This window comes from Providencia sp. wls1922, from assembly GCF_009706505.1.
Taxonomy (GTDB): domain Bacteria; phylum Pseudomonadota; class Gammaproteobacteria; order Enterobacterales; family Enterobacteriaceae; genus Providencia; species Providencia lanzhouensis.
In genome coordinates this window covers 38500-64006 of the sequence record NZ_WLUG01000031.1, presented here as the reverse complement: position 1 = coordinate 64006, position 25507 = coordinate 38500, and the positions used below count along the sequence as shown (strand labels likewise).

At 43.4% G+C, this 25507-nt stretch carries 27 protein-coding genes and 1 pseudogene; 12 read left to right on the top strand and 16 right to left on the bottom strand.

What is annotated here, in order from left to right:
* Window positions 1-72, bottom strand: a pseudogene (gene purN / locus GKR71_RS01835) (phosphoribosylglycinamide formyltransferase); the annotation flags it as partial.
* Entirely contained in the window at window positions 72-1112 is a 1041-nt protein-coding gene (gene purM, locus GKR71_RS01830) for a phosphoribosylformylglycinamidine cyclo-ligase (RefSeq protein WP_036953221.1), read from the bottom strand. The gene purM and the pseudogene purN, both read right to left, overlap by 1 nt.
* 317 nt (window positions 1113-1429) lie before the next feature.
* On the opposite strand from purM, the gene upp reads away from it, so the two are divergent.
* The 3 genes from upp (at window position 1430) to hda (ending at window position 4260) form a co-directional block, all read left to right on the top strand.
* Window positions 1430-2056, top strand: coding sequence for a uracil phosphoribosyltransferase (gene upp, locus GKR71_RS01825; protein WP_036953223.1), 627 nt, complete (start codon window positions 1430-1432; stop codon window positions 2054-2056).
* 76 nt (window positions 2057-2132) lie between these two features.
* Window positions 2133-3428: a uracil permease gene (uraA, locus tag GKR71_RS01820; RefSeq protein ID WP_036953224.1), complete on the top strand. Its 1296-nt coding sequence runs from the start codon at window positions 2133-2135 to the stop codon at window positions 3426-3428.
* A gap of 130 nt (window positions 3429-3558) precedes the next feature.
* On the top strand, window positions 3559-4260 hold the full coding sequence (hda, locus tag GKR71_RS01815) for a DnaA inactivator Hda (protein WP_036953226.1): 702 nt from the start codon (window positions 3559-3561) through the stop codon (window positions 4258-4260).
* A gap of 50 nt (window positions 4261-4310) precedes the next feature.
* On the opposite strand, the gene arsC is transcribed toward hda, so the two are convergent.
* Both arsC and GKR71_RS01805 read right to left on the bottom strand, forming a co-directional pair.
* Entirely contained in the window at window positions 4311-4667 is a 357-nt protein-coding gene (gene arsC / locus GKR71_RS01810; RefSeq protein WP_154633870.1) for an arsenate reductase (glutaredoxin), read from the bottom strand.
* A 12-nt stretch (window positions 4668-4679) separates the two neighbouring features.
* Window positions 4680-6146, bottom strand: coding sequence for a beta-barrel assembly-enhancing protease (locus tag GKR71_RS01805; RefSeq protein ID WP_154633869.1), 1467 nt, complete (start codon window positions 6144-6146; stop codon window positions 4680-4682).
* Window positions 6147-6289: 143 nt separating this feature from the next.
* Between GKR71_RS01805 and GKR71_RS01800 the strand changes: the two genes are divergently transcribed.
* Window positions 6290-7372 (top strand): AI-2E family transporter, encoded by a 1083-nt coding sequence (locus GKR71_RS01800; protein ID WP_036953232.1) that lies wholly within the window; start codon window positions 6290-6292, stop codon window positions 7370-7372.
* A gap of 77 nt (window positions 7373-7449) precedes the next feature.
* Here the strand turns inward: GKR71_RS01800 and bcp are convergent, their stop codons facing one another.
* The gene (bcp, locus tag GKR71_RS01795; RefSeq protein ID WP_036953234.1) at window positions 7450-7920 is read right to left on the bottom strand and encodes a thioredoxin-dependent thiol peroxidase; all 471 of its coding nucleotides are present in this window, start codon (window positions 7918-7920) and stop codon (window positions 7450-7452) included.
* Between the two features lie 14 nt (window positions 7921-7934).
* A complete protein-coding gene (locus GKR71_RS01790; protein WP_036953236.1) occupies window positions 7935-8492 on the bottom strand; it encodes a glycine cleavage system transcriptional repressor in 558 nt (185 codons plus the stop codon).
* Between the two features lie 248 nt (window positions 8493-8740).
* Here GKR71_RS01790 and dapA point away from each other — a divergent pair, with 248 nt between their 5' ends.
* The 4 genes from dapA (at window position 8741) to purC (ending at window position 12502) form a co-directional block, all read left to right on the top strand.
* Entirely contained in the window at window positions 8741-9649 is a 909-nt protein-coding gene (gene dapA, locus GKR71_RS01785) for a 4-hydroxy-tetrahydrodipicolinate synthase (RefSeq protein ID WP_051422710.1), read from the top strand.
* A gap of 16 nt (window positions 9650-9665) precedes the next feature.
* The gene (bamC, locus tag GKR71_RS01780; RefSeq protein ID WP_036953238.1) at window positions 9666-10718 is read left to right on the top strand and encodes an outer membrane protein assembly factor BamC; all 1053 of its coding nucleotides are present in this window, start codon (window positions 9666-9668) and stop codon (window positions 10716-10718) included.
* A gap of 302 nt (window positions 10719-11020) precedes the next feature.
* A complete protein-coding gene (locus tag GKR71_RS19980) occupies window positions 11021-11479 on the top strand; it encodes a hypothetical protein (protein WP_230085002.1) in 459 nt (152 codons plus the stop codon).
* Between the two features lie 309 nt (window positions 11480-11788).
* Window positions 11789-12502, top strand: a complete 714-nt coding sequence (gene purC / locus GKR71_RS01770) for a phosphoribosylaminoimidazolesuccinocarboxamide synthase (RefSeq protein WP_036953240.1) — start codon at window positions 11789-11791, stop codon at window positions 12500-12502.
* A gap of 68 nt (window positions 12503-12570) precedes the next feature.
* Here the strand turns inward: purC and GKR71_RS01765 are convergent, their stop codons facing one another.
* The 5 genes from GKR71_RS01765 to GKR71_RS01745 form a co-directional block, all read right to left on the bottom strand.
* On the bottom strand, window positions 12571-13371 hold the full coding sequence (locus GKR71_RS01765) for an energy-coupling factor ABC transporter ATP-binding protein (RefSeq protein WP_108478042.1): 801 nt from the start codon (window positions 13369-13371) through the stop codon (window positions 12571-12573).
* On the bottom strand, window positions 13358-14224 hold the full coding sequence (locus GKR71_RS01760) for an energy-coupling factor ABC transporter ATP-binding protein (RefSeq protein ID WP_230082428.1): 867 nt from the start codon (window positions 14222-14224) through the stop codon (window positions 13358-13360). Before GKR71_RS01760 ends, GKR71_RS01765 begins: the two co-directional genes overlap by 14 nt.
* Window positions 14215-14919: an energy-coupling factor transporter transmembrane component T gene (locus tag GKR71_RS01755; RefSeq protein ID WP_195848030.1), complete on the bottom strand. Its 705-nt coding sequence runs from the start codon at window positions 14917-14919 to the stop codon at window positions 14215-14217. Before GKR71_RS01755 ends, GKR71_RS01760 begins: the two co-directional genes overlap by 10 nt.
* A gap of 8 nt (window positions 14920-14927) precedes the next feature.
* A complete protein-coding gene (locus GKR71_RS01750) occupies window positions 14928-15509 on the bottom strand; it encodes a membrane protein (RefSeq protein ID WP_036953246.1) in 582 nt (193 codons plus the stop codon).
* A gap of 62 nt (window positions 15510-15571) precedes the next feature.
* Window positions 15572-15997 (bottom strand): PPC domain-containing DNA-binding protein, encoded by a 426-nt coding sequence (locus GKR71_RS01745; RefSeq protein ID WP_036953248.1) that lies wholly within the window; start codon window positions 15995-15997, stop codon window positions 15572-15574.
* A gap of 389 nt (window positions 15998-16386) precedes the next feature.
* Between GKR71_RS01745 and GKR71_RS01740 the strand changes: the two genes are divergently transcribed.
* Together GKR71_RS01740 and GKR71_RS01735 are read left to right on the top strand one after the other, a co-directional pair.
* Window positions 16387-16839, top strand: a complete 453-nt coding sequence (locus GKR71_RS01740; protein ID WP_036953250.1) for a DUF441 domain-containing protein — start codon at window positions 16387-16389, stop codon at window positions 16837-16839.
* A gap of 8 nt (window positions 16840-16847) precedes the next feature.
* On the top strand, window positions 16848-18896 hold the full coding sequence (locus GKR71_RS01735) for a tRNA(Met) cytidine acetyltransferase TmcA (protein WP_154609540.1): 2049 nt from the start codon (window positions 16848-16850) through the stop codon (window positions 18894-18896).
* On the opposite strand, the gene GKR71_RS01730 is transcribed toward GKR71_RS01735, so the two are convergent.
* Complete coding sequence (locus GKR71_RS01730; protein WP_036953252.1) at window positions 18877-19071, bottom strand: YpfN family protein; 195 nt, start codon at window positions 19069-19071, stop codon at window positions 18877-18879. The genes GKR71_RS01735 and GKR71_RS01730 overlap by 20 nt on opposite strands.
* Before the next feature lie 118 nt (window positions 19072-19189).
* Here GKR71_RS01730 and GKR71_RS01725 point away from each other — a divergent pair, with 118 nt between their 5' ends.
* Window positions 19190-19582, top strand: coding sequence for a DUF454 family protein (locus GKR71_RS01725; RefSeq protein ID WP_036953425.1), 393 nt, complete (start codon window positions 19190-19192; stop codon window positions 19580-19582).
* A gap of 43 nt (window positions 19583-19625) precedes the next feature.
* On the opposite strand, the gene GKR71_RS01720 is transcribed toward GKR71_RS01725, so the two are convergent.
* The 4 genes from GKR71_RS01720 to GKR71_RS01705 form a co-directional block, all read right to left on the bottom strand.
* Entirely contained in the window at window positions 19626-20297 is a 672-nt protein-coding gene (locus GKR71_RS01720) for a M15 family metallopeptidase (protein WP_154633867.1), read from the bottom strand.
* Window positions 20294-21424 carry a succinyl-diaminopimelate desuccinylase gene (gene dapE / locus GKR71_RS01715; protein ID WP_036953255.1) on the bottom strand — a complete coding sequence of 377 codons (1131 nt, stop codon included), beginning with the start codon at window positions 21422-21424 and terminating at the stop codon, window positions 20294-20296. Before dapE ends, GKR71_RS01720 begins: the two co-directional genes overlap by 4 nt.
* A gap of 10 nt (window positions 21425-21434) precedes the next feature.
* Window positions 21435-21806: an ArsC family reductase gene (locus tag GKR71_RS01710; protein WP_108478044.1), complete on the bottom strand. Its 372-nt coding sequence runs from the start codon at window positions 21804-21806 to the stop codon at window positions 21435-21437.
* Window positions 21807-22013: 207 nt separating this feature from the next.
* Window positions 22014-22634 carry a LuxR C-terminal-related transcriptional regulator gene (locus GKR71_RS01705; RefSeq protein ID WP_036953257.1) on the bottom strand — a complete coding sequence of 207 codons (621 nt, stop codon included), beginning with the start codon at window positions 22632-22634 and terminating at the stop codon, window positions 22014-22016.
* 448 nt (window positions 22635-23082) lie between these two features.
* On the opposite strand from GKR71_RS01705, the gene maeB reads away from it, so the two are divergent.
* Window positions 23083-25362, top strand: a complete 2280-nt coding sequence (gene maeB / locus GKR71_RS01700; protein WP_036953259.1) for an NADP-dependent oxaloacetate-decarboxylating malate dehydrogenase — start codon at window positions 23083-23085, stop codon at window positions 25360-25362.
* The last annotated feature ends 145 nt before the right edge of the window (window positions 25363-25507 follow it).

The window sequence follows — 25507 nt, the reverse complement described above, 5'->3', positions numbered from 1 at the left end:
GCGTTGGCAGGCATCAATTATTGATTGCAAATTACTGCCACTGCCTGAAATCAAAACAACGATGTTTTTCATTAGCGGATAACAACCTGCTCTTCACCCGCAGGTAATTCGCCAATTGTCCCGATCTGCCAAGCATTTTCGCCTAATGTCGTCAGCAGTTTTAATGCGGACTCAACTTCGGTTTGAGGCAGAGCGATGATGATACCGACGCCGCAGTTAAATGTACGATACATTTCGTGAGTGGTGACATCACCTGCTTGTTGAAGCCATTCGAATACCGCAGGCCATTCCCAGCTGTTGCCATCAATGATGGCTTGGGTGTTGTCAGGTAAAACGCGAGGAATATTTTCCCAGAAGCCGCCGCCAGTAATGTGTGCAATGGCATGAATGTCGTTTTTAGCGATCAATTCTAAGACATTTTTAACATAGATACGCGTTGGTTCTAACAGGTGGTCAGCAAGCGGTTTGCCCGCTAATTGCGTGGTTTCTGGATTGGTTTTGCTGACTTCCAGAATTTTACGCACCAATGAGTAACCGTTAGAGTGAGGACCGCTTGAGGCTAACGCGATCAGCGCGTCGCCCGCACTGACTTTTGTGCCATCAATAATTTCAGAGCGCTCAACGACACCCACACAGAAGCCAGCAACATCATAATCTTCGCCGTGGTACATGCCTGGCATTTCAGCGGTTTCACCACCGACTAATGCACAGCCAGACTGCTTACAGCCTTCCGCGATACCCGTGATAACACTTGCAGCGGTATCCACATCCAGCTTACCGGTTGCATAATAGTCTAAGAAAAACAGTGGCTCAGCACCTTGGACAATCAGGTCGTTGACGCACATAGCGACTAAATCGATACCGATGGATTCATGACGTTTTAAGTCCATCGCGAGGCGTAGTTTAGTTCCCACACCGTCAGTGCCTGAGACTAAAACAGGCTCACGGTATTTTTGTGGTAGGGCACACAGTGCGCCGAACCCTCCCAATCCTCCCATCACTTCTGGACGGCGAGTCTCTTTCACCACACCTTTGATTCGTTCAACCAATGCGTTACCTGCATCAATATCAACACCGGCATCTTTATAGCTGAGAGAGGTTTTATCAGTCACTACGGCCCCCAAGGCAATTGCATTTTGGAAAAGATAACTTCATTTGCCGATATTCTATCAGGCTCCGCAAACGTTTGCGATAGCTTTCTGACTGAAATATTTGATGCAATAAATAGTGATGTCGTGACGCAAAGCGCATGATTTTATTCGCTGCCTACACCATAAAAAATATTATGTGTATACTAATTCAGCAAATAACGCCTGATTGATGATTGTTTGACCTTAATCAAGATGATACTAGTGGCATTGAGGGAAAAAAGCGGTATAATCCCGCGATTTTTTTGTCCGGTGACGTTTTAAAAAAGTAGGAGAAACCCATGAAGATCGTTGAGGTAAAACACCCTCTCGTTAAACATAAACTCGGCCTGATGCGAGATCATGACATAAGCACTAAGCGCTTTCGTGAACTGGCCTCAGAGGTTGGTAGCCTACTGACTTATGAAGCGACCGCTGACCTAGAAACTGAAAAAGTAACAATTGATGGTTGGTGTGGTCCTGTAGAAATTGAACAAATTAAAGGTAAAAAAATCACTGTAGTCCCTATCCTGCGTGCGGGTATTGGTATGATGAACGGCGTATTGGAAAGCATCCCAAGTGCACGTATCAGCGTAGTGGGTATTTACCGTGATGAAGAAACGTTACAACCTGTCCCTTATTTCCAAAAATTAGTTTCTAACATTGATGAGCGCATGGCGCTGATTGTAGACCCAATGTTAGCAACTGGTGGTTCTATGATTGCAACCATCGATCTTCTGAAAAAATCCGGCTGTAATTCAATTAAAGTCTTAGTTTTAGTTGCTGCACCGGAAGGTATTGCTGCATTAGAAGCAGCGCACCCAGACGTTGAACTTTACACGGCTTCAATTGACCAACACTTAAATGAAGAAGGTTACATTGTTCCGGGTCTAGGAGACGCTGGCGATAAGATATTTGGTACTAAATAATAATGAAGCCGACTGAAGAGTCGGCTTTTTTTTGATAAAAAAAACAATATTCACGATGCATAAGAGGATGACGAGCATGACACGCCGCACGATAAGTGTTGAAGAAAGACCACCATTACTACAAACCATTCCATTAAGCTTTCAACATTTGTTTGCCATGTTTGGGGCAACGGTTATTGTTCCTATTTTGTTTGGCGTGAACCCGGCAACGATTTTATTATTCAACGGGATCGGTACGCTGCTGTATTTATTTATCTGTAAGGGCAAAATCCCAGCTTATTTAGGATCGAGCTTCGCCTTTATTTCTCCGGTATTAATTTTACTGCCTCTTGGGTATGAGCTAGCGCTTGGCGGGTTTATTATCTGTGGGGTACTGTTCTGTATCGTAGCGTTGATTGTCAAAGTGGCAGGGCGCGGCTGGATCAATGTGATGTTCCCACCCGCAGCGATGGGGGCGATTGTCGCGGTTATCGGTCTGGAACTAGCGCAAACGGCCGCGGGTATGGCGGGCTTATTACCTAAAGAAGGCGCCGCGGTTGATTCAAACACCTTAATTATCTCGATCACCACATTGTCGGTCACTATCTTGTGTGCCGTGGTTTTCCGTGGATTTTTATCGATTATCCCAATCTTAATTGGCTTCCTCTCAGGTTACGCACTTTCCTACTTTATGGGGATTGTTGACTTTACACCGGTTATCGAAGCGCCATGGTTTGCCATTCCGACTTTCTATACACCGCGTTTTGAGTGGTTTGCGATTTTAACCATCCTGCCTGCGGCGTTAGTGGTCATTGCGGAACACGTTGGACACTTAGTGGTGACAGCGAATATCGTTGAGCGCGACTTAATGAAAAACCCTGGCTTACATCGTTCTATGTTCGCAAACGGTTTCTCTACTGTGTTATCGGGTTTCTTTGGCTCGACACCAAATACCACGTACGGTGAAAACATCGGCGTGATGGCGATTACTAAGGTCTACAGTACGTGGGTCATCGGTGGTGCGGCAATTATCGCTATCTTACTCTCTTGCGTGGGCAAATTAGCGGCTGCGATTCAATTAGTGCCAGTACCTGTTATGGGGGGTGTTTCACTGTTACTGTACGGCGTAATCGGAGCTTCGGGTATTCGTGTTCTGATTGATTCGAAAGTGGATTATAACAAACCACAAAACCTGATTTTAACCTCAGTAATTTTAATCATCGGTGTGAGTGGTGCAGTGATCCACATTGGTCAAGCTGAACTGAAAGGGATGGCATTGGCGACAATCGTCGGTATTCTGATGGCGCTGTTGTTCCGCTTTATTACCTTTGTTCGTCCAGAAAAACAGTTTGTGACTTCTGAAGTGAAAGTCTTAGACGAAAATAAAAAATGAGTCACGATTAACTAAAATAGATTGCCGGAGTGGCTAAAGCTCCGGCAATTAACCGCCAGGCTGTTCATCTCTTCTTGTTATTTATGATAAACTCAATGGCGTTAATTGAACTGCACAATCAGAGGCGCTTCTGAATACACCATCTCAACTCTCATTACCACTTTCTCTTCCTGATGATGAAACCTTTGCTAGCTTCTATGCAGGGGAAAATGAGGGATTACTCTCTGCGCTCAAAACGGCGATTAATCAGCCTCATGGTAGTTATATTTATTACTGGTCAAGAGAAGGGGGCGGTAAGAGTCATTTACTGCATGCGGCATGTGCTGAGTTGTCTGAGCAAGGTGTTGCTGTGGGTTATGTGCCACTGGATAAACGCGCTTACTTTGTACCTGATGTGCTTGAAGGTATGGAACATCTTTCTCTGGTCTGTATTGATAATATTCAATGCATCGCGGGAGATGAAGAGTGGGAAATGGCCATCTTCAATCTGTATAACCGTATTTTAGAAATTGGTCGAACGTGTTTACTGATCACCGGGGATCGCCCACCGCGCCAGATTGACTTGAAGTTGCCGGATTTAGCCTCTCGTCTCGATTGGGGGCAAATTTATAAACTGCACCCTTTAAGTGATGAAGACAAAATTTGTGCGCTGCAATTACGTGCCAGTATTCGTGGATTTGAATTGCCTGAAGACGTTTGTCGGTTTGTATTAAAACGGTTAGACAGAAAGATGGGCACTTTATTTGATATCTTAAATAAGCTTGATCACGCCTCGATTGTCGCTCAGCGTAAAATGACTATTCCTTTCGTTAAAGACATTCTCAAATTATAAAAAATTGGCAGCCCATCGACTGCCAATTTATTGTCTGCCAAATAGCCTGCTTATAAAATTTCCAGCACTTGCTCTGGTGGTCGACCCAACTTGGCTTTTTTACCTTTCACCACAATCGGGCGCTCAATTAACCTTGGATTATCATGCATGGCTTGAATAAGCTGCGCTTGAGTGATGTCGTTATCCGCTAATTTCAATTCTTTATAGATATCTTCTTTGGTGCGCATTAATTGGCGCGCATCGGTAAATCCAAGCATCTTCAGCAATTTTTCAATCTCAGCGATTGAAGGTGGCGTCGTTAAATATTCAACCACCGTCGGCGTGATGCCTTTTTCTTGCAATAAAGCCAGTGTTTCACGGCTCTTGGAGCAGCGAGGGTTGTGATAAATTTTAATTGAATCCGTCATTATCTTTATTCCTTACGGTTTTGCGTTGCTATCGCGCTCTTTTAATCGAGTAAGTTCATCGATTCGCGCATCAAAACGTTGTTGTTCATAACTGCCTAAACGGCTTTTACGGCTCGCTTCGCTTAAATAATTGATGGCAGTATCATAGTTGCCGCGCAGTGCCATACCTTCGGCATACGCCGCCAGTTCTGCATTACGATCCCCCAGTTTTGCGGAGGCTTCGGCAAGCAGATCCCAGCCAATTGGGTCGTCTGGGTAATCAAATGTATATTTATTCAATAAATTAGTGGCATCTTTATACTGTCCATTGCTGACATACGCATTCGCAAGGTTGACAATAAATACCGTATTTTTTGGTGATTTTTTTAATGCATCTTGCAAACGTGCGACCGCTTTACCGACTTGTTTTTGCTCAATATCGATATCGGTCATGGAATCGATAAACCATGGGTTATCCGGCTGTTTGGCTAACAATTCAGAAATAATCACGCCCGCTTCGCTGTATTTTTTATCTTGAGATAACAATAATGCTTTACCGTACTTCGCGGCCATTTGCTCTTGAGCATTACCTTTACTGTAGTTTTCGATGATTTGGTCCAGCGCATTGCGTTGATCCGCAGGGCTGTACATAGACAAAATACGAACGCGTGCCAACATAAAGTCTAATGAGGATGGAGCATGGACTTTCGGATATTGGTTTGAACGGTTACGGGCATCGGCTAAACGGCTGTCTGGTAAGGGGTGAGTCAGCAAAATTTCTGGCGGTTTAGACATATAGCGGGTTTGGTCAGACATGATTTGCATAAAATCAGCCATGGCATGAGGGTCAAACCCAGAACGACGCAATGTTTGCAGACCAATACGGTCAGCTTCTTGTTCATTGGCTTGTGTAAAGCTGATCATCCCTTGCTGCATTCCCGCGAATGTCCCCGTTAATGCGGCAAAACCGGCTTGCGGGTTCGCCATCACCAGTAATAGAGAACCGATAGTCCCCGCGATAGCTAACGGTGTTGTGGCTTTCTGGTCTTCCATCATTCGCGCCAGATGGCGCTGGGTGACGTGAGAGATTTCGTGCGCCATAACGGAAGCAAGCTGGCTCTCATTTTGGCTATAACGAAATAGCGCAGAGTGAAGAACCACGTTACCGCCAAAATAGGCGTAAGCGTTAATATTCGGGTTATTGACTAGGTAAAACTTAAATGGCGTTTTGACAGAATTGGCATTCGTCACTAAACGTTGCCCCAGCTTATTCACATACTGAGTTAGTAAGGGGTCATAAATAAGAGGAGTACTTCCTCGAATTTGACGAGTGATGGCATCACCCATAATGATTTCTTGGTTAATGCTGAGAGTACCTCCCGCGGTTGTACCGATATCGGGTAGGGTATCTTCAACAGCACTATAGGCAGGTAATACAGCACCATGGATAAGTGCGGACATCAGGATAGCGAGCAGTGGATATTTCAATTTTTTAGTCATAGTGCATATCTTCACTTATTACCTACAGAAAATACGAATTAATTGGGAGATATGATAGCAAAAGCTATCGTAAAATCTGTTATTCGGTATAATTTTCTTTAATTTAGGAACTGTCTTTGTTTTACATTCCCAGGAGCCAATGAATGTTAGAAATGTTTTTACAATGGTACCGTCGGCGTTTTGCTGACCCGCAAGCAGTTGCCTTGTTTAGTTTGCTGGTTATTGGCTTTCTGGTCATCTTTTTTTTCAGCAGTATACTGGCTCCATTATTAGTCGCAATTGTCTTAGCATATTTACTTGAATGGCCAACACATTTACTCCAACGACTTGGTTTATCCCGCGTTTTAGCGGTTAGCATCATTTTGACCTTGTTTGCTGGAATAAGTGCCATGGTGATCTTAATTATTGCTCCTACAGCGTGGCAACAAGGGATCAACCTCGTGGCGGATTTACCTAACATGGTTAATCGCTTTAGCGAGTTTGCTCGCCGATTACCGGAGCAATATCCTGCACTCGTTGATGCTGGCATCATTGATATGATGGCAGATAATGTGCGCAGTAGGTTGTCAGTTGTTGCGGAGTCTGTGGTGAAAGCGTCAGTCGCTTCATTAATTGGTATTTTTACGTTAGCCGTCTATCTGGTTTTAGTGCCATTGATGATGTTTTTCTTATTAAAAGATAAAGAAAGGATCACCAAAAGCTTTGTTAAACTTCTTCCAAAAAATCGCCAGTTAGTGAGTAAAGTCTGGTTGGAAATGAATCAACAAATTACCAACTATTTACGTGGTAAAGTCACGGAAATGGTGATTGTTGGCGTCTGTACCTATATTGGTTTTGCCTATTTTGATTTGCGTTACTCAGTGCTGTTATCGGTATTGGTTGGCGTTTCTGTTTTGATCCCGTACATCGGTGCAGTGGCAGCCACCATTCCGGTGGTTTTAGTCGCACTATTCCAATGGGGTATAGGTACTGAGTTCTGGTCACTGTTTATTGTTTATCTGGTGATCCAAGGGCTAGACAGTAACATCGTTGTGCCGCTGTTGTACTCAGAAGCCGTGAACTTACACCCACTCGTGATTATCTTGTCGGTGGTGATTTTTGGTGGTTTATGGGGATTCTGGGGCGTATTTTTTGCGATCCCGCTCGCAACCTTAATCAAAGCGGTAATTAACGCGTGGCCACAAGATTTGAGTGATAGTGAAACAATAGAAAAAACAGAAGGCTAAAAGAGCCAATAAGAAAAAAGGGTTGCAAAATAAGCAACCCTTTTTAGTGATTAGGTTTTAGTCACTATGTATCAGTATTAGGCGTTAGCGTTGATGTACGCTAATACGATTTCATGGTGATTACTGGTTTTAAAATCGTCAAATACGTGCTCGATGGTACCATTTGCATCGACAAGGAAACTAATGCGGTGGATACCGTCATAAGTTTTACCCATAAATTGTTTTTCACCCCACACACCAAATTGTTCACAAATTTGATGATCTTCATCGGATAACAGTGTGAAGTTTAATAACTCTTTTTCAGCGAAACGAGCCAATTTTTCTGGTTTGTCTGTACTAATACCTAAAACTTCGACACCTTTTGCTTTTAGTGTATCCATCTCATCACGCAGTCCACATGCTTGAACTGTACAGCCTGGTGTCATCGCTTTAGGATAAAAGTAAACTAATACGCGTTGACCCTGGAAATCAGAAAGATTGATGATTTCACCATCTTGGTCAGGAAGGCTAAATTGAGGTGCCTTATCACCGGCTTTCAATGGGTTCATTACATATATCTCCGTTAACTCTGCATTTTGGGGTTGTTAACAATACTGATGTTGCCTTTGGCATTTAGCATTGTACATAGTTGTTGAAATTTATTCTTTATAATTATGCCATTATCATCCAGTGGGTCATGGGCTGTAATTTGAATTTCCAATTGAGCCGGTTGAGTATCATTTGCAGGCTGTGTTTTAGAAATTAATTCTGCGATGTTGCACTGTTGAGTGGTAAACAAATTGGTAAACTGTTCAATAATACGCGGCGCATCGTCCACCATCACATTCACAGTTACAGTAGACGGATAGTAGGTTTTTTGTACACTATGCGTGCGTTTCATAACAATCAGCAAATCTAACTCAGCCCCTTTAGTCGGTAAAATCGCTTCTAGAAGCGTGATAGCATTCCAACTGCCGGATAACATCATTATAAAAGTAAATTCCTCGCCAAACATAGCGAGTCGACTATCCTCAATATTACAATCACATTCACTGACAAGGCGTGTAATTGTATTCACAATGCCCGGACGATCTGTTCCCAGCGCAGTAATAACAAGAAATTGCGGTTCAGTCTTAGGCAAAGTATCTTCCTTATTTTGACTAAATTTAGGTCAATGATATTGACTCAGGATGGTGGTAAGGAAACCATAAAATTGTGAATCTGCCAAGTGGGGCGATTCACTCTTGCGACAAATATGGCTGAATTATTACTTCTATTTAAGTTAATGTCATCGGCATTAACAAAATTCATTAAAATCTTGCGTTTGGGTGGTTTTCTTCTGTGAAATGAAAACGTAACATGGAAACTCACTATTTAGGGGGCATTGCGATGGCTAATCAAAACGTAAACTACAAAGACTTTTTACAAGGCAGTATTGTTGCTGTGATCACACCAATGGATTCAGCGGGTAACGTTGATAGAAAAAGCTTGAAACAACTGGTGGATTACCATGTCGCAAACAAAACCTCTGCGATTGTGTCAGTGGGAACAACGGGGGAATCAGCAACATTAAACCATAAAGAGCATGTTGATGTAGTGAAAGCGACGCTTGAGTTAGCTGATGGACGTATCCCAATTATTGCGGGAACAGGTGCAAATGCAACCGCAGAAGCGATTTCACTAACAAATGAGTTTGAAAACAGTGGTGTAGTTGCGTGCCTAACAGTAACACCTTATTATAATAGACCGTCACAAGAAGGTTTATATCAGCATTTTAAAGCTATTTCAGAAAACACCAGCTTGCCACAAGTTCTCTATAATGTACCATCGCGCACTGGATGTGATTTATTACCTGAAACTGTGGGCCGCTTGGCGAAATTGGCGAATATTGTGGCAATTAAAGAAGCCACAGGGAACTTAGCACGGGTTCATCAAATCAAAGAGTTGGTTGATGACCATTTTGTTCTACTTTCTGGCGATGATGCGACCGCACTTGATTTTATGCAACTCGGTGGAAAGGGCGTCATTTCGGTCACCTCCAACGTCGCGGCTGCGCAGATGGTAAAAATGTGTGACTTAGCGCTTGCGGGCAAATATACTGAGGCCCGTGAATTGAATAAACAGCTGATGGGACTTCATCATCAGTTATTTGTTGAGCCGAATCCAATCCCTGCGAAATGGGCTTGTCATCGTTTAGGTCTTATTGCGGATGATACTTTACGGTTACCAATGACACCGTTAACTGTATCTGGACAGCAAAAGGTTGAAGATGCCTTGAAACTCGCGGGTTTACTGTAAAATTTAGGGAATTTTAATGGCAACATTATTGCAAAAATCGAAGGTTATGAAGGTTGCTGGCCTGTCACTTGTCGTGTTACTGGCAGCCTGCTCCAGCGATCAGCGCTATAAACGTCAGGTTAGTGGTGATGAGGAATATCTTAATGCTGCGCCATTGAAAGTGCTGAATGCGCCGCAGGGGATCACTTTACCAGCAACTAATGGAGAATATGACATTCCTAAAACCACCTCAACAGGGGCGGTTGGGAAAGCGTTAGATATTCGCCCACCAGTACTGACGATTTCACAATTAGCAGGTTCACGCACTGAAAACAGTGCAGAAGCCAGCCGTTTGTTGCTAGATAATACTCCTGAAAATAATGCTTTATGGTCACAAGTGACCATGATTTTAGAACAGCGTGGCATCCCAGTCTCTACGAAGAACGATGGTTCTCGCTCTATCGAAACTGACTGGATTAAATGGGATCGTGCAGACGAAAACGTCCCATTAGAGAGCCGTCATAAAGTCACTGTTCAGCCAGAAAATGGCATGATTGCATTAACAGTGACTAACTTAGGCTTACGCCAAGGTGATGAAACGGTAACAGATGCAGCGGAAATTCAACGCTATAACAAACTGTTATTAAACGATTTAACCGACGCTCTGTACACACTGCGTGATACCTCAAGCAAAAATAGCTTGCAAAGCGCCTATGGCATCATTGATGTTCAAACAGGTAGCAATGACACTGGCTTACCAGTGGTTATCGTTCGTGCACCGTACGATGCAGTTTGGGAGCGTTTACCTCACGCATTAGAAAGTGTTGGTATGAAAGTGGGTGACCGTAGCCGCTCAGCAGGTTCCGTCATGGTGACTTACAAAGGCTTGAGCAGCTCTGAGTGGCAAGCGCTGGGTATTGATGACCCATCGGTACCTGAAGATGACTATAAAGTTCAAGTGGGTGATTTGAATAACCGTAGTAGCCTACAGTTTATCAACACTAAAGGCGTGCCATTAACTCAGAAACAGAATGATGAAATGGTCGCCGCACTGAAAGCCGCTTTCAGTAAAGCACCGACTAAAAAATAAGTTTACATAGCTAACTTATTTGTTCTATCAAGTGAAAACGCCGTCCTATGGGATGGCGTTTTTTTTCGGATAAACTTCAGGCTCTAATGGCTAACAGTGAAAGAAAAGTTATGGATAATAGCGCATCGAAACCAATGGATAGTAGGAATAATATAACGATACCAAGAAGAATTGCTGGGACAAGCTTTAATGATAATTTACTAAATTCATTAAATAATATTGCTCATACAAGAAGTTTTCTAGAGGAGGGGGCCACTGTTTTTGATTTACCAAATTATGTGGTACCTCAAGGATACCGATTAATGAAATCATGTAAGAAAAACCAATATCGGATGGTGACTACTGGAGAAGAGCCAGAAACGATATATTTGCTAGAATTGAAACTGCGTACCGATATTGTCTTTGGTGAAACCACATGCACGCAAATTAAAGTTTGGCGCACTATATCCCATCTACACCGGAATAATATTGGCGATTTACCTCGAATATTTTTCATTCATTTACTCGACAATCATAGCATCATGGTAACGGATGAAGAGCATACCCGAGATGGACAGCGCTTCTGGGAAATCATGATTTCTTGGGCATTTTATCAATGCTATTATATTTATGCTTCCGATGGCACGCTCGAAGACAGGCCACTAACGCAAATCCATACTGAATCTGAATTCTTTGAGCAATGGATTAATCAACTTTGGGGTAGAGATATCGACGTATATACCCACAAACTGATTGTAATCAGCAAACATCCATTACTTTAACTACCCATCTGCACATCTATCCTTCATAAAATTCTCGGTGAAACAAATGGACAAAAAATCAGTATTTGCAGCTAAGTAATCGTTTGCGTATGCGAGAGAATTTTATTATCATAATTAGCAGTTAATCATAAAATATTGAATATCAGTTAGTTAGCGCTGTATCAATGTTTTTGGGATAACTGACTGAATCAGAGCAGAAAATTAACAATGAACCCGCTATTTTTAGCGATCTATTCTACTGTTACTTATCTGAATCTGCTGTGCAGGTTGATTTCTATTGAGTGTAATCACATCCCTGGAGTGTTTAAGATGCAAAAGAAAGCTGAGTTGTATCGTGGTAAGGCAAAAACGGTCTATACCACAGAGGATCCAGATTTATTAGTTCTGGAGTTCCGTAATGATACATCAGCACTCGATGGCGAGCGTATCGAACAGTTTGACCGTAAGGGAATGGTTAATAACAAATTTAACCATTTCATCATGACTAAGTTGCAAGAAGCAGGCATTCCTACACAGATGGAAGCCTTATTATCTGACACTGAAGCATTGGTTAAAAAACTGGATATGGTGCCGGTTGAATGCGTTATCCGTAACCGTGCGGCAGGCTCTCTGGTTAAGCGCCTTGGGGTTGAAGAAGGGATGATTTTAAACCCGCCTCTGTTCGACTTATTCCTGAAAGATGACGCTAAGCATGACCCAATGGTGAACGAGTCTTACTGCGAAACGTTTGGTTGGGTGAGCAAAGAAAACTTAGCGAAAATGCGCGAACTGAGCTACAAAGCGAACGATGTTTTAAGCAAGATTTTTGCGGACGCAGGTCTTATCTTAGTCGATTTCAAACTTGAGTTTGGTCTATTTAAAGGTGAAGTTGTGCTGGGTGATGAATTCTCTCCAGACGGTAGCCGTTTGTGGGATAAAGAAACCCTGAACAAAATGGACAAAGACCGTTTCCGTCAAAGCCTTGGTGGCTTGATTGAAGCTTATGAAGAAGTTGCTCGTCGTATCGGCGTTAAACTCGATTAAGTTTCTAAAGCTTCGCTAATATGAAGAATGATAGCCTGCCAACAGCAGGCTATTTTTTTGTCTTCAAATCATGACTGTGCCAGAAATCGCTGAACCCAACGCTCAGCTTGGTTTTCGATAGGTAGATTTAGCTGATGGCTGAGAGAATGCAAAGTTGGGGAAGGTAAAACAGAATCTGGCTGTAACTCAGAGTGGCGTAATACCGTCTCAATATTACCATCTGCCACTAAGCGACCTTGGGATAAATGTAGCGCACGCGCAAAATGGCGAGCCACAAAATCCAAATCATGACTGATCGTGACAACCGTAGCACCCAATTGTTTTTGATAATCGAGCCATTGCTCAAAATACCCTAACCACTGTGTATCGAAATCACGGCTTGGCTCATCTAACAGCAGTAATTTAGGCTGAATAGCGGTTAAACAGGCCACTGCGACCATGCGCCGCTGAGCGGAATGTAAATCAAGCGGGTGTTTATCCGCAACATCTGTTAAATGGCAGAGTGTTAAAGCTCGCTTTAATTTTTCAGCGATATCCGATGAGGATAATTTTTGGCGGCGTAATCCAAACATAATTTCATCTTTCACCGTGCTATGAAAAATCTGTTTTTCAGCCTCTTGGAATAAAATCCCAATCTGCGGAGCGCGTTTTGCTGCTTTCAATCCACTGAGAGGTTGTTGATTAAAATCGATTTCCCCTTGTGAAGGCAGCAATAAACCGGCCATTAAACGCAATAAGGTGGATTTGCCTGCGCCATTGTCTCCCACCAATGCCACCCATTCCCCAGAGTGAATTGTCAGTGTGAGATCCTCAATGGCATGTGCGGTTTTCGGAGTGTATTGAAAGCTTAATTGATTAATTTGCAGCATAACACGCCTCAATACTTTGAATCAGTTGTTGTTCATTGCGAGGCACTGGGGAGTGCCAACTACCACGCTCCATTAATTTCCCGACAACACGCCATGCATCGGGCATATTGATTGTCTGCTGTGCGGGTAAAAATATGGCGTCAATATTCCCTTGAGCAGTAATACTGCCTTGTTCCAGCAACGAAAAATCTTCGCAAAAATGCAGAGCTGGCAGTAAATGCCGTTCGAACAAAATTACACAACAGCCGGTTTGTTCACTGTAATTTTTTAACTGAGTGAGTAATCGATGTGTGGCTACGGGCGTTAAGCGGCTAAAGGCTTCATCTAATAGTAATAATCGAGGTTGCATAGCAAGAACACTCGCCAATACAATGCGCTGAGCTTCTCCGCCGGAGAGTGTTGCCGGGTGACGAGTGCGTAAATTTTGGCTGAATGTTAACTCAAGAGCCTGTTCAACCCGTTGAACGATTTCTTCAGGCGGAAGCCCTAAATTTTCGGGACCAAAAGCTACTTCTTGTTCAACGGTAAACGTACAGCCAGAGAGTTGTAACTGCGGAGATTGTTGCACGAGTTGACGCTCAATAGAGAGTTCAACTAAAGATTGCTCCCCTAATGGTTGAGCAAGGATCATGCCATTACCCGTGATATTTCCGGTTAGCTGATCAGGCAACCAACCCGCTAATAGTTGGGCTAATGTGGTTTTTCCGCTACCATTTCCGCCTAACACACAATGCCAATTTCCGTGTGATAGAGCTAGGTTAATCTCTGACAGAATAGGTTTCTCGCTGTCTTGAGGCGTAAATGTTAGTTGCTGTAGACTTACCACCCTATTTTCCATCATGTTTACCAACATAGCGCCACCCCTGCTTCAATCACGATTAGTGCTAATAAGCCAAGACGCAATGCATATTGAAGGCGGCTATCCGCAGGTTTATTCAATGTGGTGCGATGGCGAGTGTAGCGAAAACCTCGCATATCAAGGGCTGCACTGCGGACAGTTAGCTCACTGAGTGCTTGGCTCGCCAGGGGAAGCAATAGGGCGGGTAACGTCGTTAATCGTTGCCAAAAGTGGCCATCTAAGGGAACCCCTCGGGCAAGCTGAGCCTCACGAATCGTGGCAAGCTGCTGACGAAGTTGTTCAACAAGTAAAAGTGGACCCGCAAGCACATAGGCAAAGCTGGCCGGGAGGCGACTGGCAAATAGCGCTCGGATAAACCGTTCAGTGGGAACATACTGTAGCCATAACTGAGAGGCACTAATGATGGCGAGCAGACGCAGCCATAAAGCCATGGCTTTTTGCTGCTGAAGGGCTTGTGGCGGTGAGCCTGTTAATAATTCACTTAGCCACCCTCCGTGGATTAGCCAAAGTCCTACCGCCATTGGTAACATTATTCCCGCGATAAATTTCCAGCGATGGAATGATGCTGAGCGCAAGATGACTGCGGCAAGGGTAGCGAAAGCAACGATAACTAATCCCCAGCCTAGCGGTAGCATCAATGTGCTAGCGCTAAACCAGAACCATAAGGCCAATGAAGTAAAAGGGTGCATCCTAACCCCTAGCGAACTTTAGCCATATTCGGGAAAGTACGCTGAACGCGCTCAGGTAAACGGCGGACAAGCAACCAAGCCACAATGGCTGAAATTATCTTATCCGCAATATTGGCGCCTAAAACAGTGATAGCCACAGACTCTAATAAGTTTTCACCGACAGCATGGAAATAAGCCACAAAAAAGTCTGCTCCGCTACCAGTGGTTCCTGCAAATAAGTAGGTGCGAATAGGTACCGCAACAATCATCAGTGCGATAGTGATCACCACTCCCGATAAAATAACGCGTGGTAGGGTACGAAAACCGCCGGCACGCGCTAGCAAACCAGCACTTAAGCCGATCATCATCGCGACTGGGGCAAATGCTGCTGCGATAGGCCCAGTTAAAAGACCCCAAAGCAAGTTAGTCGCTAAACCACTAAAGATAGCTGCCCACGGACCTGCGAGCAGCGCACAGATAATCGTGCCAATAGAATCAAGGAAGATAGGTAGTTTTAGCATGGAACTTAATTGCCCAACTACCATGTTGATTGCAATCGAAAAAACAATTAAAGCCAATGTTCGGCTGGAAATGATTGACGAGTTTGCCATGAATTTAATATCCCTAATAAGTTGTAAATTAAAGCTAGAATGAAATCAAAATAGAACAAAAATTAACGAGAAGTGACGACCAATTCTTCATATCCTGAGAGCGCGCAAGGCTCACGGGTAAAGGTTTTGTTTTCCAGTTCGCCAATAATCAATTCGAGGGTAGTTCTGACGGTGCAACCCGGCATCATATGTCCACCGCTCATTTGCCCGTTTTCATCGGAAACCGCCAAATGCAGATGTTCACCCTGAGCATCAAGGGTGCCTATCAGTGACACAATTTCAAATTTACCTGAGGTAAGATGGGTATTTTCCTGCCCAGCAAAACGCAAGGCGACATCGGTCAAGCTACCCACACATCCAGCAATAAATGCGGCTTGCAACTGATGATGTTTGACCTGTTCACGTAAGGTAAGAATGACATCTTCCCCTGGACGTAGACGCAGTGCGATAAAGCGAGCGTTTGAATAAGTGGTTAAATCGTGAGACATAGCCGAGATCCTAGTGAATCGTGTTTATAGATTACGGCAATCTATTATACGAATAGATAAATTGCTGTCTGTTAAAGACATTTTTTTTGGTTTTTTTTAGTGAAACACTCTGTATCTTAAAAAATATTGATCAAGAAGGTCGGAATAGTGGATGAAAAAACAATGGGGAGTATCGAATATTCTGATTATTTAACTTAAGTTTTATTAGGGTTCCATGAATGAAGGGAAACCTATTTTCTAAGATAAACTTTTTTCAGATAGACTACAGAAAATAGCGTTTGAAGGTGAAGGATGATTTGCCTCTTCAACGCGAGATCAATAACATACTCACTCAATTGACGCGGTGGAACTGTGTTGTCGCAATGCATTTATTTTACAGGGGAAAAATTATGAGCCAAGTGGATCCTACACTGATCATTTTGCTGGTATTGGCAGGATTAGGCATTATCAGCCACAACATGACAGTAACGTTAGCCATGCTATTTTTGCTGGTGGTGCGGATCACGCCGCTGAATAATTTCTTCCCTTGGGTCGAAAAATATGGGTTAACCATCGGAATTTTAATCTTGACTATAGGTGTCATGGCGCCCATTGCGAGCGGAAAAATCTCAGCAAATGATGTATTAAGCTCCTTTTTGAATTGGAAATCATTACTGGCAATAGTGATTGGTATATTGGTTTCTTGGCTAGGCAGTCGGGGTGTAGCGCTGATGGGGAGCCAGCCTTCGACGGTGGCAGGGCTATTGGTGGGCACGGTGATTGGTGTTGCCTTATTCCGAGGCGTTCCTGTTGGACCATTGATTGCCGCAGGGATTCTGTCATTACTTATTGGTAAATCGTAATCTTGGCGATGAAAAATTCATTACAAGCGATTGTTGAGCAACTACATCATATCGGTTTTCGCCGCTTGCTGGTGTTATCTGGGGAGCATGAGTGGGTCATATCTCAGCTTGAGGAATTTCAAGATTTCTTAGCAGGGGATTGGCTCTGTATTTCACCTGAATTACCTAATAGCATTCCACCAGAAAAAGCCCAACTATTGCTTGGTCGTGAATTTGTTCATGGTATTTTTGATGCGCGTAAAGGGTTACACAGCGAAGCGCTGGCTATCTTAGCGGGAACCCTAAAAGCAGGAAGTTTGTTGGTGCTTTGCACTCCACCCCAATCTCTGTGGGCGCAGCAAAATGATGAGGATAGTGTGAGATGGAATGAGCAATTTGGTGAAATCCCCACACCGAATTTTGTCCATCATTTACAACGCACTTTCCAGAATCTCCCTGATGTACTGTTTGTTGATCAACAGCGAGAGGAGCAAAACCAACCTGGCGTACTGAATTTGCTACCCGATCACCCCAAATGGATAGCACCCAGTGGTCAGCCGACCCAACAGCAACAAGATGCGCTTGGACAATTGCTGTCAGCAGAAAACGGAGTATGGGGGTTAATAGCCCCTCGCGGACGAGGCAAGTCCACCGTTGCGGGTATGCTGATAAAAGCATGGAAAGGTGTGTGTTGGTGTTGTGCGCCAGCGAAAGTGACCACTGGTGTGATTGCTGAATATGCAGAGCATGAACTTAAATTTTGGGCGCCTGATGCGCTACTTCACTATTGCCAATCAGGGCAGAAAATTGAGGCTGATTGGCTAATTATTGATGAAGCTGCCGCCATTCCTTCCCATATCCTGCGTCAGATTATCGCCTTTTTCCCTCGGGTCCTTATGACCACGACGGTGGAAGGTTATGAAGGTACGGGGCGTGGGTTTATGATGAAATTTTGTGATAGCCTCGAAAATTTTACCTCGCTGTGGCTCACTCAGCCGATTCGCTTTGCAGAACATGACCCGCTCGAAAAGGTTATTAACCAAAGTTTATTATTGGAAAGCGCTATATCGGTGAATGTTGTGTCAGAACCGATTATTCTTAAGTCACTTAGCCAGCAGCAACTGGCTCATGATCCCAAACAACTCCACGCATTTTATGGTTTATTGACCGCAGCGCATTATCGGACTTCGCCGTTAGATTTACGCCGATTATTGGATGCGCAACACCAGCACTTTGCTGTCGCAAGCCATCATAATCAGGATGTTATTGCCGCAGTATGGATGGTGGATGAAGGCGGTTTAGATGAAAAACTGAGCTGGCAAATTTGGGCAGGACAGCGGCGCCCACGGGGAAATCTGGTTGCTCAATCCCTTGCGGCGCATTGCTATTTCCCTCAAGCCCCGACATTACGTTCTCGACGAGTGATGCGTATCGCTGTAAATGCTGGATATCGTCGCCAAAAAATTGGCTACCGGTTATTAGAATCGCAAATCGAGCAAGGCATTCAGGACGGTTTAGACTTCCTATCGGTCAGCTTTGGTTTAACCCCAGAATTATTGGCTTTTTGGCAATCATCAGGGTTCCAGATCGTGCGAATTGGGCGGCATGTTGAGGCGAGTAGCGGTTGTTTCACGGCGATGGCGATATTGCCATTATCCGCAGAAGCGCAGTCAATTTGCCATTTAGGGCAACAGAGATTAGAGCGAGATCTATTCTGGCGTCATGATCTGAATGAATTTAGTCTGAAAAGCACATTTGAACAGCATCTTGACGCTGGAGATTGGCTAGAATTGGTCGGCTTTAGCGACTACCATCGTTCGTTAGCCGCCAGTGAGCCGTCATTACAGCGTTTTTTAGCGATTTTACAGCAACAACATTCGGCTGAAATAACAGGTTCTACCCTTGCGAAGTATTATCATCAAGGGCTATCTGTGGAGTGTATTGCTATGCACTTAGGGTTAGTAGGGCAAAAACAGTGGTTAAAACACGCAAGAGCCGAAGTTGCGCAGTGGCTGAATGACTATTACCCTGAAGTGGTGAAAAGTTTAAGGCAACAAATTAGCGCTTTTTGTCTTTAGGCCAGTCGTCGTCTTCATCATCCCAGAGGTGATTATTATCTTTGTGAGGTGGAATTTCAGGTTTGTCATCTAAATACTTTTTGGGGTCGAGTCGCATCATCTCTTTTACTGAGTTCCAAATGACCCCGACTAATAACAGTAGGATGATCCACCAGTAATCGGCTAACCAATGCATATTTGCCTTCTTATTTTAATCATAATAATGTGTAGCCCTGCCCACATGACGCAGTTGGTAGGTTTTAGTGGGGTCATTTAACCATGTTTTTTGTTGTAACGGGAGAGCCTGAGTGAATATAAAGAAAATCATATTCATTACAGTAGGATGGATTGCTGTTGGCTTAGCTTTTCTTGGCGCTATTTTACCCGTCATGCCAACGACCTGTTTTTTATTATTAGCGGCATGGTGTTTTTCGCGTTCCTCACCACGCTTTCATAACTGGTTGCTATATCGTTCATGGTTCGGCGGGTATTTACGTCACTGGCAAACGCATCGCGCGCTACCAAAAGGTGTAAAACCGAAAGCCATGACATTAATTGTTATTACGTTTGCTTTTTCGATTTGGGTGGTCAGCTATGGCTGGCTAAAAATTGGGTTATTTTTAGGGATGTGTTGGTTACTGATTTTTATGTACCGCTTGCCTGTCGTGGATGTGTCAAATTCGGATCAGAATAACGAAGGTTCGTAATAAGGAAAGTTGTCACTCAGCAAGAGACTGAGTGACAGATAAATCATTCAGGCACTTTAATATAGCGGTTGAAAACATACTCAAGGTTATCTAATAACCAGGTTTTTCCACTGATATCTTCCTCGGTTAGTACCTGCCTAACAATTCCTGGCGTTAATAGCTGCTCAGCTTCATGAGACAACGGCCAATAACTAATGTGCCAAGGTTCTTCCGCTACACCTGCATTAGTTGCGGTGAAAGGGCGGTAAAAATCAAAGGTCGCCATATTGTCGGTTAACCAGTGATTAAGCTCAGCAAAATATCCCTCTTCTTGATATTCCCACGGTTCTAGTTGCAAAGTTTGTCCAGCAGGAATGCGTAGCGGGTCGTAAACATCAATCTCTGTACCCCAGTGGTGGCGGCTAGCCCCTGGTAGCGCAGACCAATGCAAGATTGCCTCACATAATTCCCCTTCAGATAATGTTGAAATATCTAACGGCTGACTGTGGGTATCAAGAACAGGGCGCTTACCAGCAAATTTTTCATTCCAAATGATCTGCTGACGAGCAAAATCACGAAAAGCACTGGCGGATTGTAGTTTAAACCCGGCGCGTGCCGCCACTTGCTGCATGGCAAGGAATGCTTTAGTGGTATTAAACTGTAGGCGGTGATTACCGCCCAAAGTCACTAAATGGTCGGTTGAGTGCCCTGTTAACATCTCGATGGAGAGAGTCATAGTAATAGTAGCTCCATGATACGTTCGTAGATCACGGCGAGCTGTTGTAAATCATCGACGCTAACGCACTCATCCACTTTATGGATTGTCGCATTCAATGGACCTAGCTCGATAACATGGGTACCCATTTGGGCGATAAAACGCCCGTCAGAGGTGCCGCCGCTGGTAGATAAGGTGGTTGCGCGCCCTGTGACTTCTTGGATCGCTTGTACTGTTGCACTTACTAATTCACTGTCGCCCGTCAAGAATGGCTGACCTGATAAGAACCAATCTAAATGATAATTCAGCCCATGGCGCTCTAACATGCCAACTACACGTTCGCGGATCACGGTATCTGTCAGTTCGGTGCTAAAACGGAAATTAAATTGTACTTTTAGTTCACCAGGAATGACGTTATCGGCGCCTGTACCTGCATTGATATTGGCTATTTGCATGCTGGTAGCTGGGAAATATTGGTTGCCATCGTCCCATTTAGTGGAGACTAACTCTTGCAGAAAGCCAGTTGCACGATGTACTGGGTTATCCGCCAGATGTGGATAGGCAACGTGCCCTTGGGTGCCCAAAATAGTTAAGTGAGCGGTGATAGAGCCGCGACGACCATTCTTAATGATGTCACCAAGCGCAGACTGGCTGGATGGTTCCCCTACTAAGCAGTAATCGACTGGCTCATGACGGGCTTGTAACGTCTCTACCACTTTTACGGTTCCGTGGGTCGCTTTAGCTTCCTCATCGGAGGTAATCAAAAACGCGAGACGACCAGTATGAGCTGGGTGTTTTTCTACAAAGCGCTCAGCGGCAACGACCATGGCGGCAATAGAGCCTTTCATGTCGGCAGCACCACGACCATATAAATGTTGATTGATAATTGTTGGCGTAAATGGCGGAGTTTGCCATTTACTGTGATCCCCAGCAGGGACGACATCGGTATGACCCGCAAAGGCGAGAGTTTTGCCATTATCACCACGGTGAGCCCAAAAATTGAGAGTATCCCCAAATGGCATTTTTTCTACCGTAAAGCCGATTTTATTCAAACGTTCGATGAGTAAATCTTGGCAACCTTGGTCATCTGGGCTGATAGAGGGGCGGGCGATAAGTTGTTTTGCAAGTTCAATGACAGGGCAATTCATTGAGTCACCTTTATTTTGTGAATTTTTTGTAGTCGTCGGTGTTAAACCCGACAAGATAATGACCATTAGCGGAAACAAGAACAGGGCGCTTGATCATCGCAGGTTCAGCCAGTAAGACTTTTTTCGCGCTATCAGCATCAACAACTGCATTTTTCTCTTCATCACTGAGCTTACGCCAAGTTGTACCTCGTTTATTTACCAAGGTTTCCCAATCGATGTGTTGCAAAAATGTAGAGAGGAGTTCATCAGTGATGCCATCAACGCGGTAATCATGGAATTGGTAGCTGACTGCGTTATCGTCTAAGTAACGGCGAGCTTTCTTAATGGTATCGCAGTTTTTAATTCCGTACATGATATAAGGGGATGCAGGGGTGTTGGACATATGATTTTCCTCTGATGGCGAACAATGTATGCCATACATAATGCGGGAAAATACAATTATGGTCTACCCCTTTGAATCGAAAAGATTTATTAATCTAATAAGCGATTTAATAATAACTAAGGCAGAGTTAATATTCATAATTTTATATATAAATAATAAAATAATTAATTTAGGCAACTTACGTTAATTAAATTAAATCAGATTAAATTATTTTGAACGCATGTATATTAAGCTGGCTTCTAAACGAGATCGGACTCGTAATTTCTTTAAAACATTTCGAATGTGAACTTTAACGGTTTCTTCAGAAATAAATAATAGTTGAGAGATTTCTCTGTTCTTTAACCCTGCCGCCATTTCGTGCAATATTTCGCATTCACGGCGAGTTAATGTGGAGAGTGGATCTTTAGATTGATGCCGAGTAATCAGATGCTGATAAACTTTTTCGCTAAATACATGGTGTCCATCCATCGCTTTTTTCATACTATTAAGCAACATATCGAGTTCGCTATTTTTTAATAAATAACCTTGGGCACCGGCATCGATAGCGGCGTAGATATCAGTCTTCATCGTTGAGAGCGAAAGAACCAGCAAATAACTATTAGCGCAATGCTTACGTAGTAATCGAATCGTTTCGAATGTTTTATTACCATGAAGAATAGTATCTATCAGTATCATGTTGGGTTGTTTGCTGGTGGCGATATTCAGCGCTTCTTTACTATTTGAAACTTCTGCCGTTACGTCAAAGTCAGCTTTTGATTTTAATAAATGAGACAGTCCAAAACGAAAGATAGGGTGTTCATCGATAATCATAACCGTGTGATTAGACATAGTGGGTTCCTTTTTTATGTCTGACAACTTATTAGATTAACTAGAATTGATATAGTTAAAATATAATATATTTAAGATTACATGAAATCATTATTCTTAATTGATGAATTAATTAGCCGCATAAAAGCATGAATAATGGGAGCGAATATTATGGAGCTGGATATATTAAGGCTAAAAAGAAACGAGCTTTAGAATAATACATTAATTTCAAAAAAATAATAACTAAGATTGAAAAAAATTAAAGTGATTTAAAAAATGATATGAATAAAAATAATAACAATATTATGTATGTCTATAAATTCGCCATTGTATTTTTGTGGCAAATCTGTGTAAATTTCTTGTAACTGAAAGATTTTTCTGGAAATCATAGACGTGATCATGATTTGCTAACAAGATGTGTTTATACTGTGATGGCTCTTACCTTACCAAATTTTGAAAGGACTTGATGATGGATGATAAATTAAAACAAAGTGCTCTCGATTTTCATGAGTTTCCTCATCCTGGGAAAATTACTGTAACACCAACCAAACCGTTAACCACTCAACGTGACCTAGCCTTAGCTTATTCTCCTGGCGTAGCGGTACCTTGCCTAGAAATCGCAGAAGAACCACTAAAAGCATACCGTTATACAGCGAAAGGTAACCTTGTGGGGGTTATCTCTAACGGTACTGCGGTACTAGGATTAGGGAATATCGGTGCATTGGCAGGTAAGCCTGTCATGGAAGGGAAAGGGGTGCTATTTAAGAAATTCTCGGGTATTGATGTTTTCGATATTGAAGTCGATGAAACCGATCCTGATAAGCTGATTGATATCATCGCGTCGCTGGAACCTACATTCGGCGGTATCAACCTCGAAGATATTAAAGCGCCAGAGTGCTTCTATATTGAACAAAAATTACGTGAACGCATGAATATTCCTGTGTTCCATGATGACCAACACGGAACCGCCATTATTTGTACTGCGGCGGTGATTAACGGTCTACGTATCGTTAAAAAAGACATTGGCGATGTGCGTTTAGTGGTATCCGGTGCGGGTGCCGCATCGATTGCCTGTATGAACTTATTAGTGGCGTTAGGATTAAAGCGCGAAAATATCACCGTTTGCGATTCAAAAGGGGTGATTTATAAAGGTCGCGATGAACGAATGGATGCGACTAAAGCCGCGTATGCGATTGACGATAATGGTCAGCGCACATTAGCGGATGCTATTCCTGATGCTGACATTTTCTTAGGTTGCTCAGGTCCTCGCGTATTAACACCTGAAATGGTGAAAACCATGGCGAAAGACCCGCTGATTTTAGCATTAGCCAACCCTGAGCCGGAAATTCTGCCACCATTAGCAAAAGAAGTTCGCCCAGATGCCATTATCTGTACAGGGCGCTCTGACTATCCGAACCAAGTTAACAACGTTCTGTGCTTCCCATTCATCTTCCGCGGTGCGCTGGATGTTGGCGCAACGACAATCAACGAAGAAATGAAACTGGCTTGCGTTTACGCTATTGCTGACTTAGCGCTGGCGGAACAAAGTGAAGAAGTCGCTTCAGCGTACGGGAACCAAGATTTATTCTTTGGACCTGAATATATCATTCCAAAACCATTCGACCCGCGCCTTATCGTGAAAATTGCGCCAGCAGTAGCAAAAGCAGCAATGGAATCAGGCGTCGCGACACGTCCAATCACGGATATGGATGCGTATGTTGAAAAACTGAATCAGTTTGTTCATAAAACAAACTTATTTATGAAGCCAATTTTCTCCCAAGCGAAAAAAGAGCTAAAACGCATCGTATTAGCGGAAGGGGAAGAAGAGCGCGTATTACACGCAACTCAAGAGCTGGTTTCTCTTGGTTTAGCATTCCCTATTCTGGTAGGTCGCCCTAGCGTGATTGAAATGCGTATCCAAAAACTGGGTCTGCATATTGAGCTAGGTAAAGATTTTGAAGTGGTCAACAATGAAAATGACCCACGCTTTAAAGAGTACTGGCAAGAATATTATCAAATTATGAAACGCCGTGGTGTTTCTCAAGAAATGGCGCGCCGTGCATTAGTTGCAAACCCAACTATTATCGGCGGTATCATGGTTCTACGTGGTGAAGCTGATGGGATGATATGTGGCTCAATCGGTAGCTACAGTGAACACTACCAGGTCGTCAAAGACCTGTTCGGTTTCCGTGAAGGTGCACATACTGCAGGGGCAATGAATGCCTTGTTATTACCAACCGGTAATACCTTTATTGCAGATACTTATGTGAACGAAGATCCAACACCAGAAGAGTTAGCGGAAATCACATTAATGGCAGCGGATACCGTTCGTCGATTTGGTATTGAGCCTAAAGTTGCGCTGTTATCTCGCTCAAGCTTTGGCTCTTCAGATTGTGGTTCAGCACAAAAAATGCGCGATACACTGGCATTAGTGAAAGCGCGTGAGCCAAACTTGGAAATTGACGGGGAAATGCATGCGGATGCGGCATTGATTGAATCAATCCGTAAAGATGTGATGCCAGATAGCCCACTGAAAGGCTCAGCAAACTTACTGATTATGCCAAATATGGAAGCGGCGCGTATTAGCTATAACTTGCTGCGCGTCACCAGTTCTGATGGTGTTACTGTGGGTCCTGTACTGATGGGGGTTGCGAAACCTGTCCACGTCTTAACGCCAATCGCATCTGTTCGTCGTATTGTCAACATGGTGGCGTTAGCCGCAGTGGAAGCTCAAACGAATCCACTGTAATTAGCTTCATTATAATAGTTTCTCGAATGATTGATTAATCATCGAGTTCCGCATAAAGACTTCCATTGTGGTTAATGGGAGTCTTTTTTATTTGAAAATGATTATCATTATCTGTATTTTGAATGGCTTCAAAGTCACTATATGG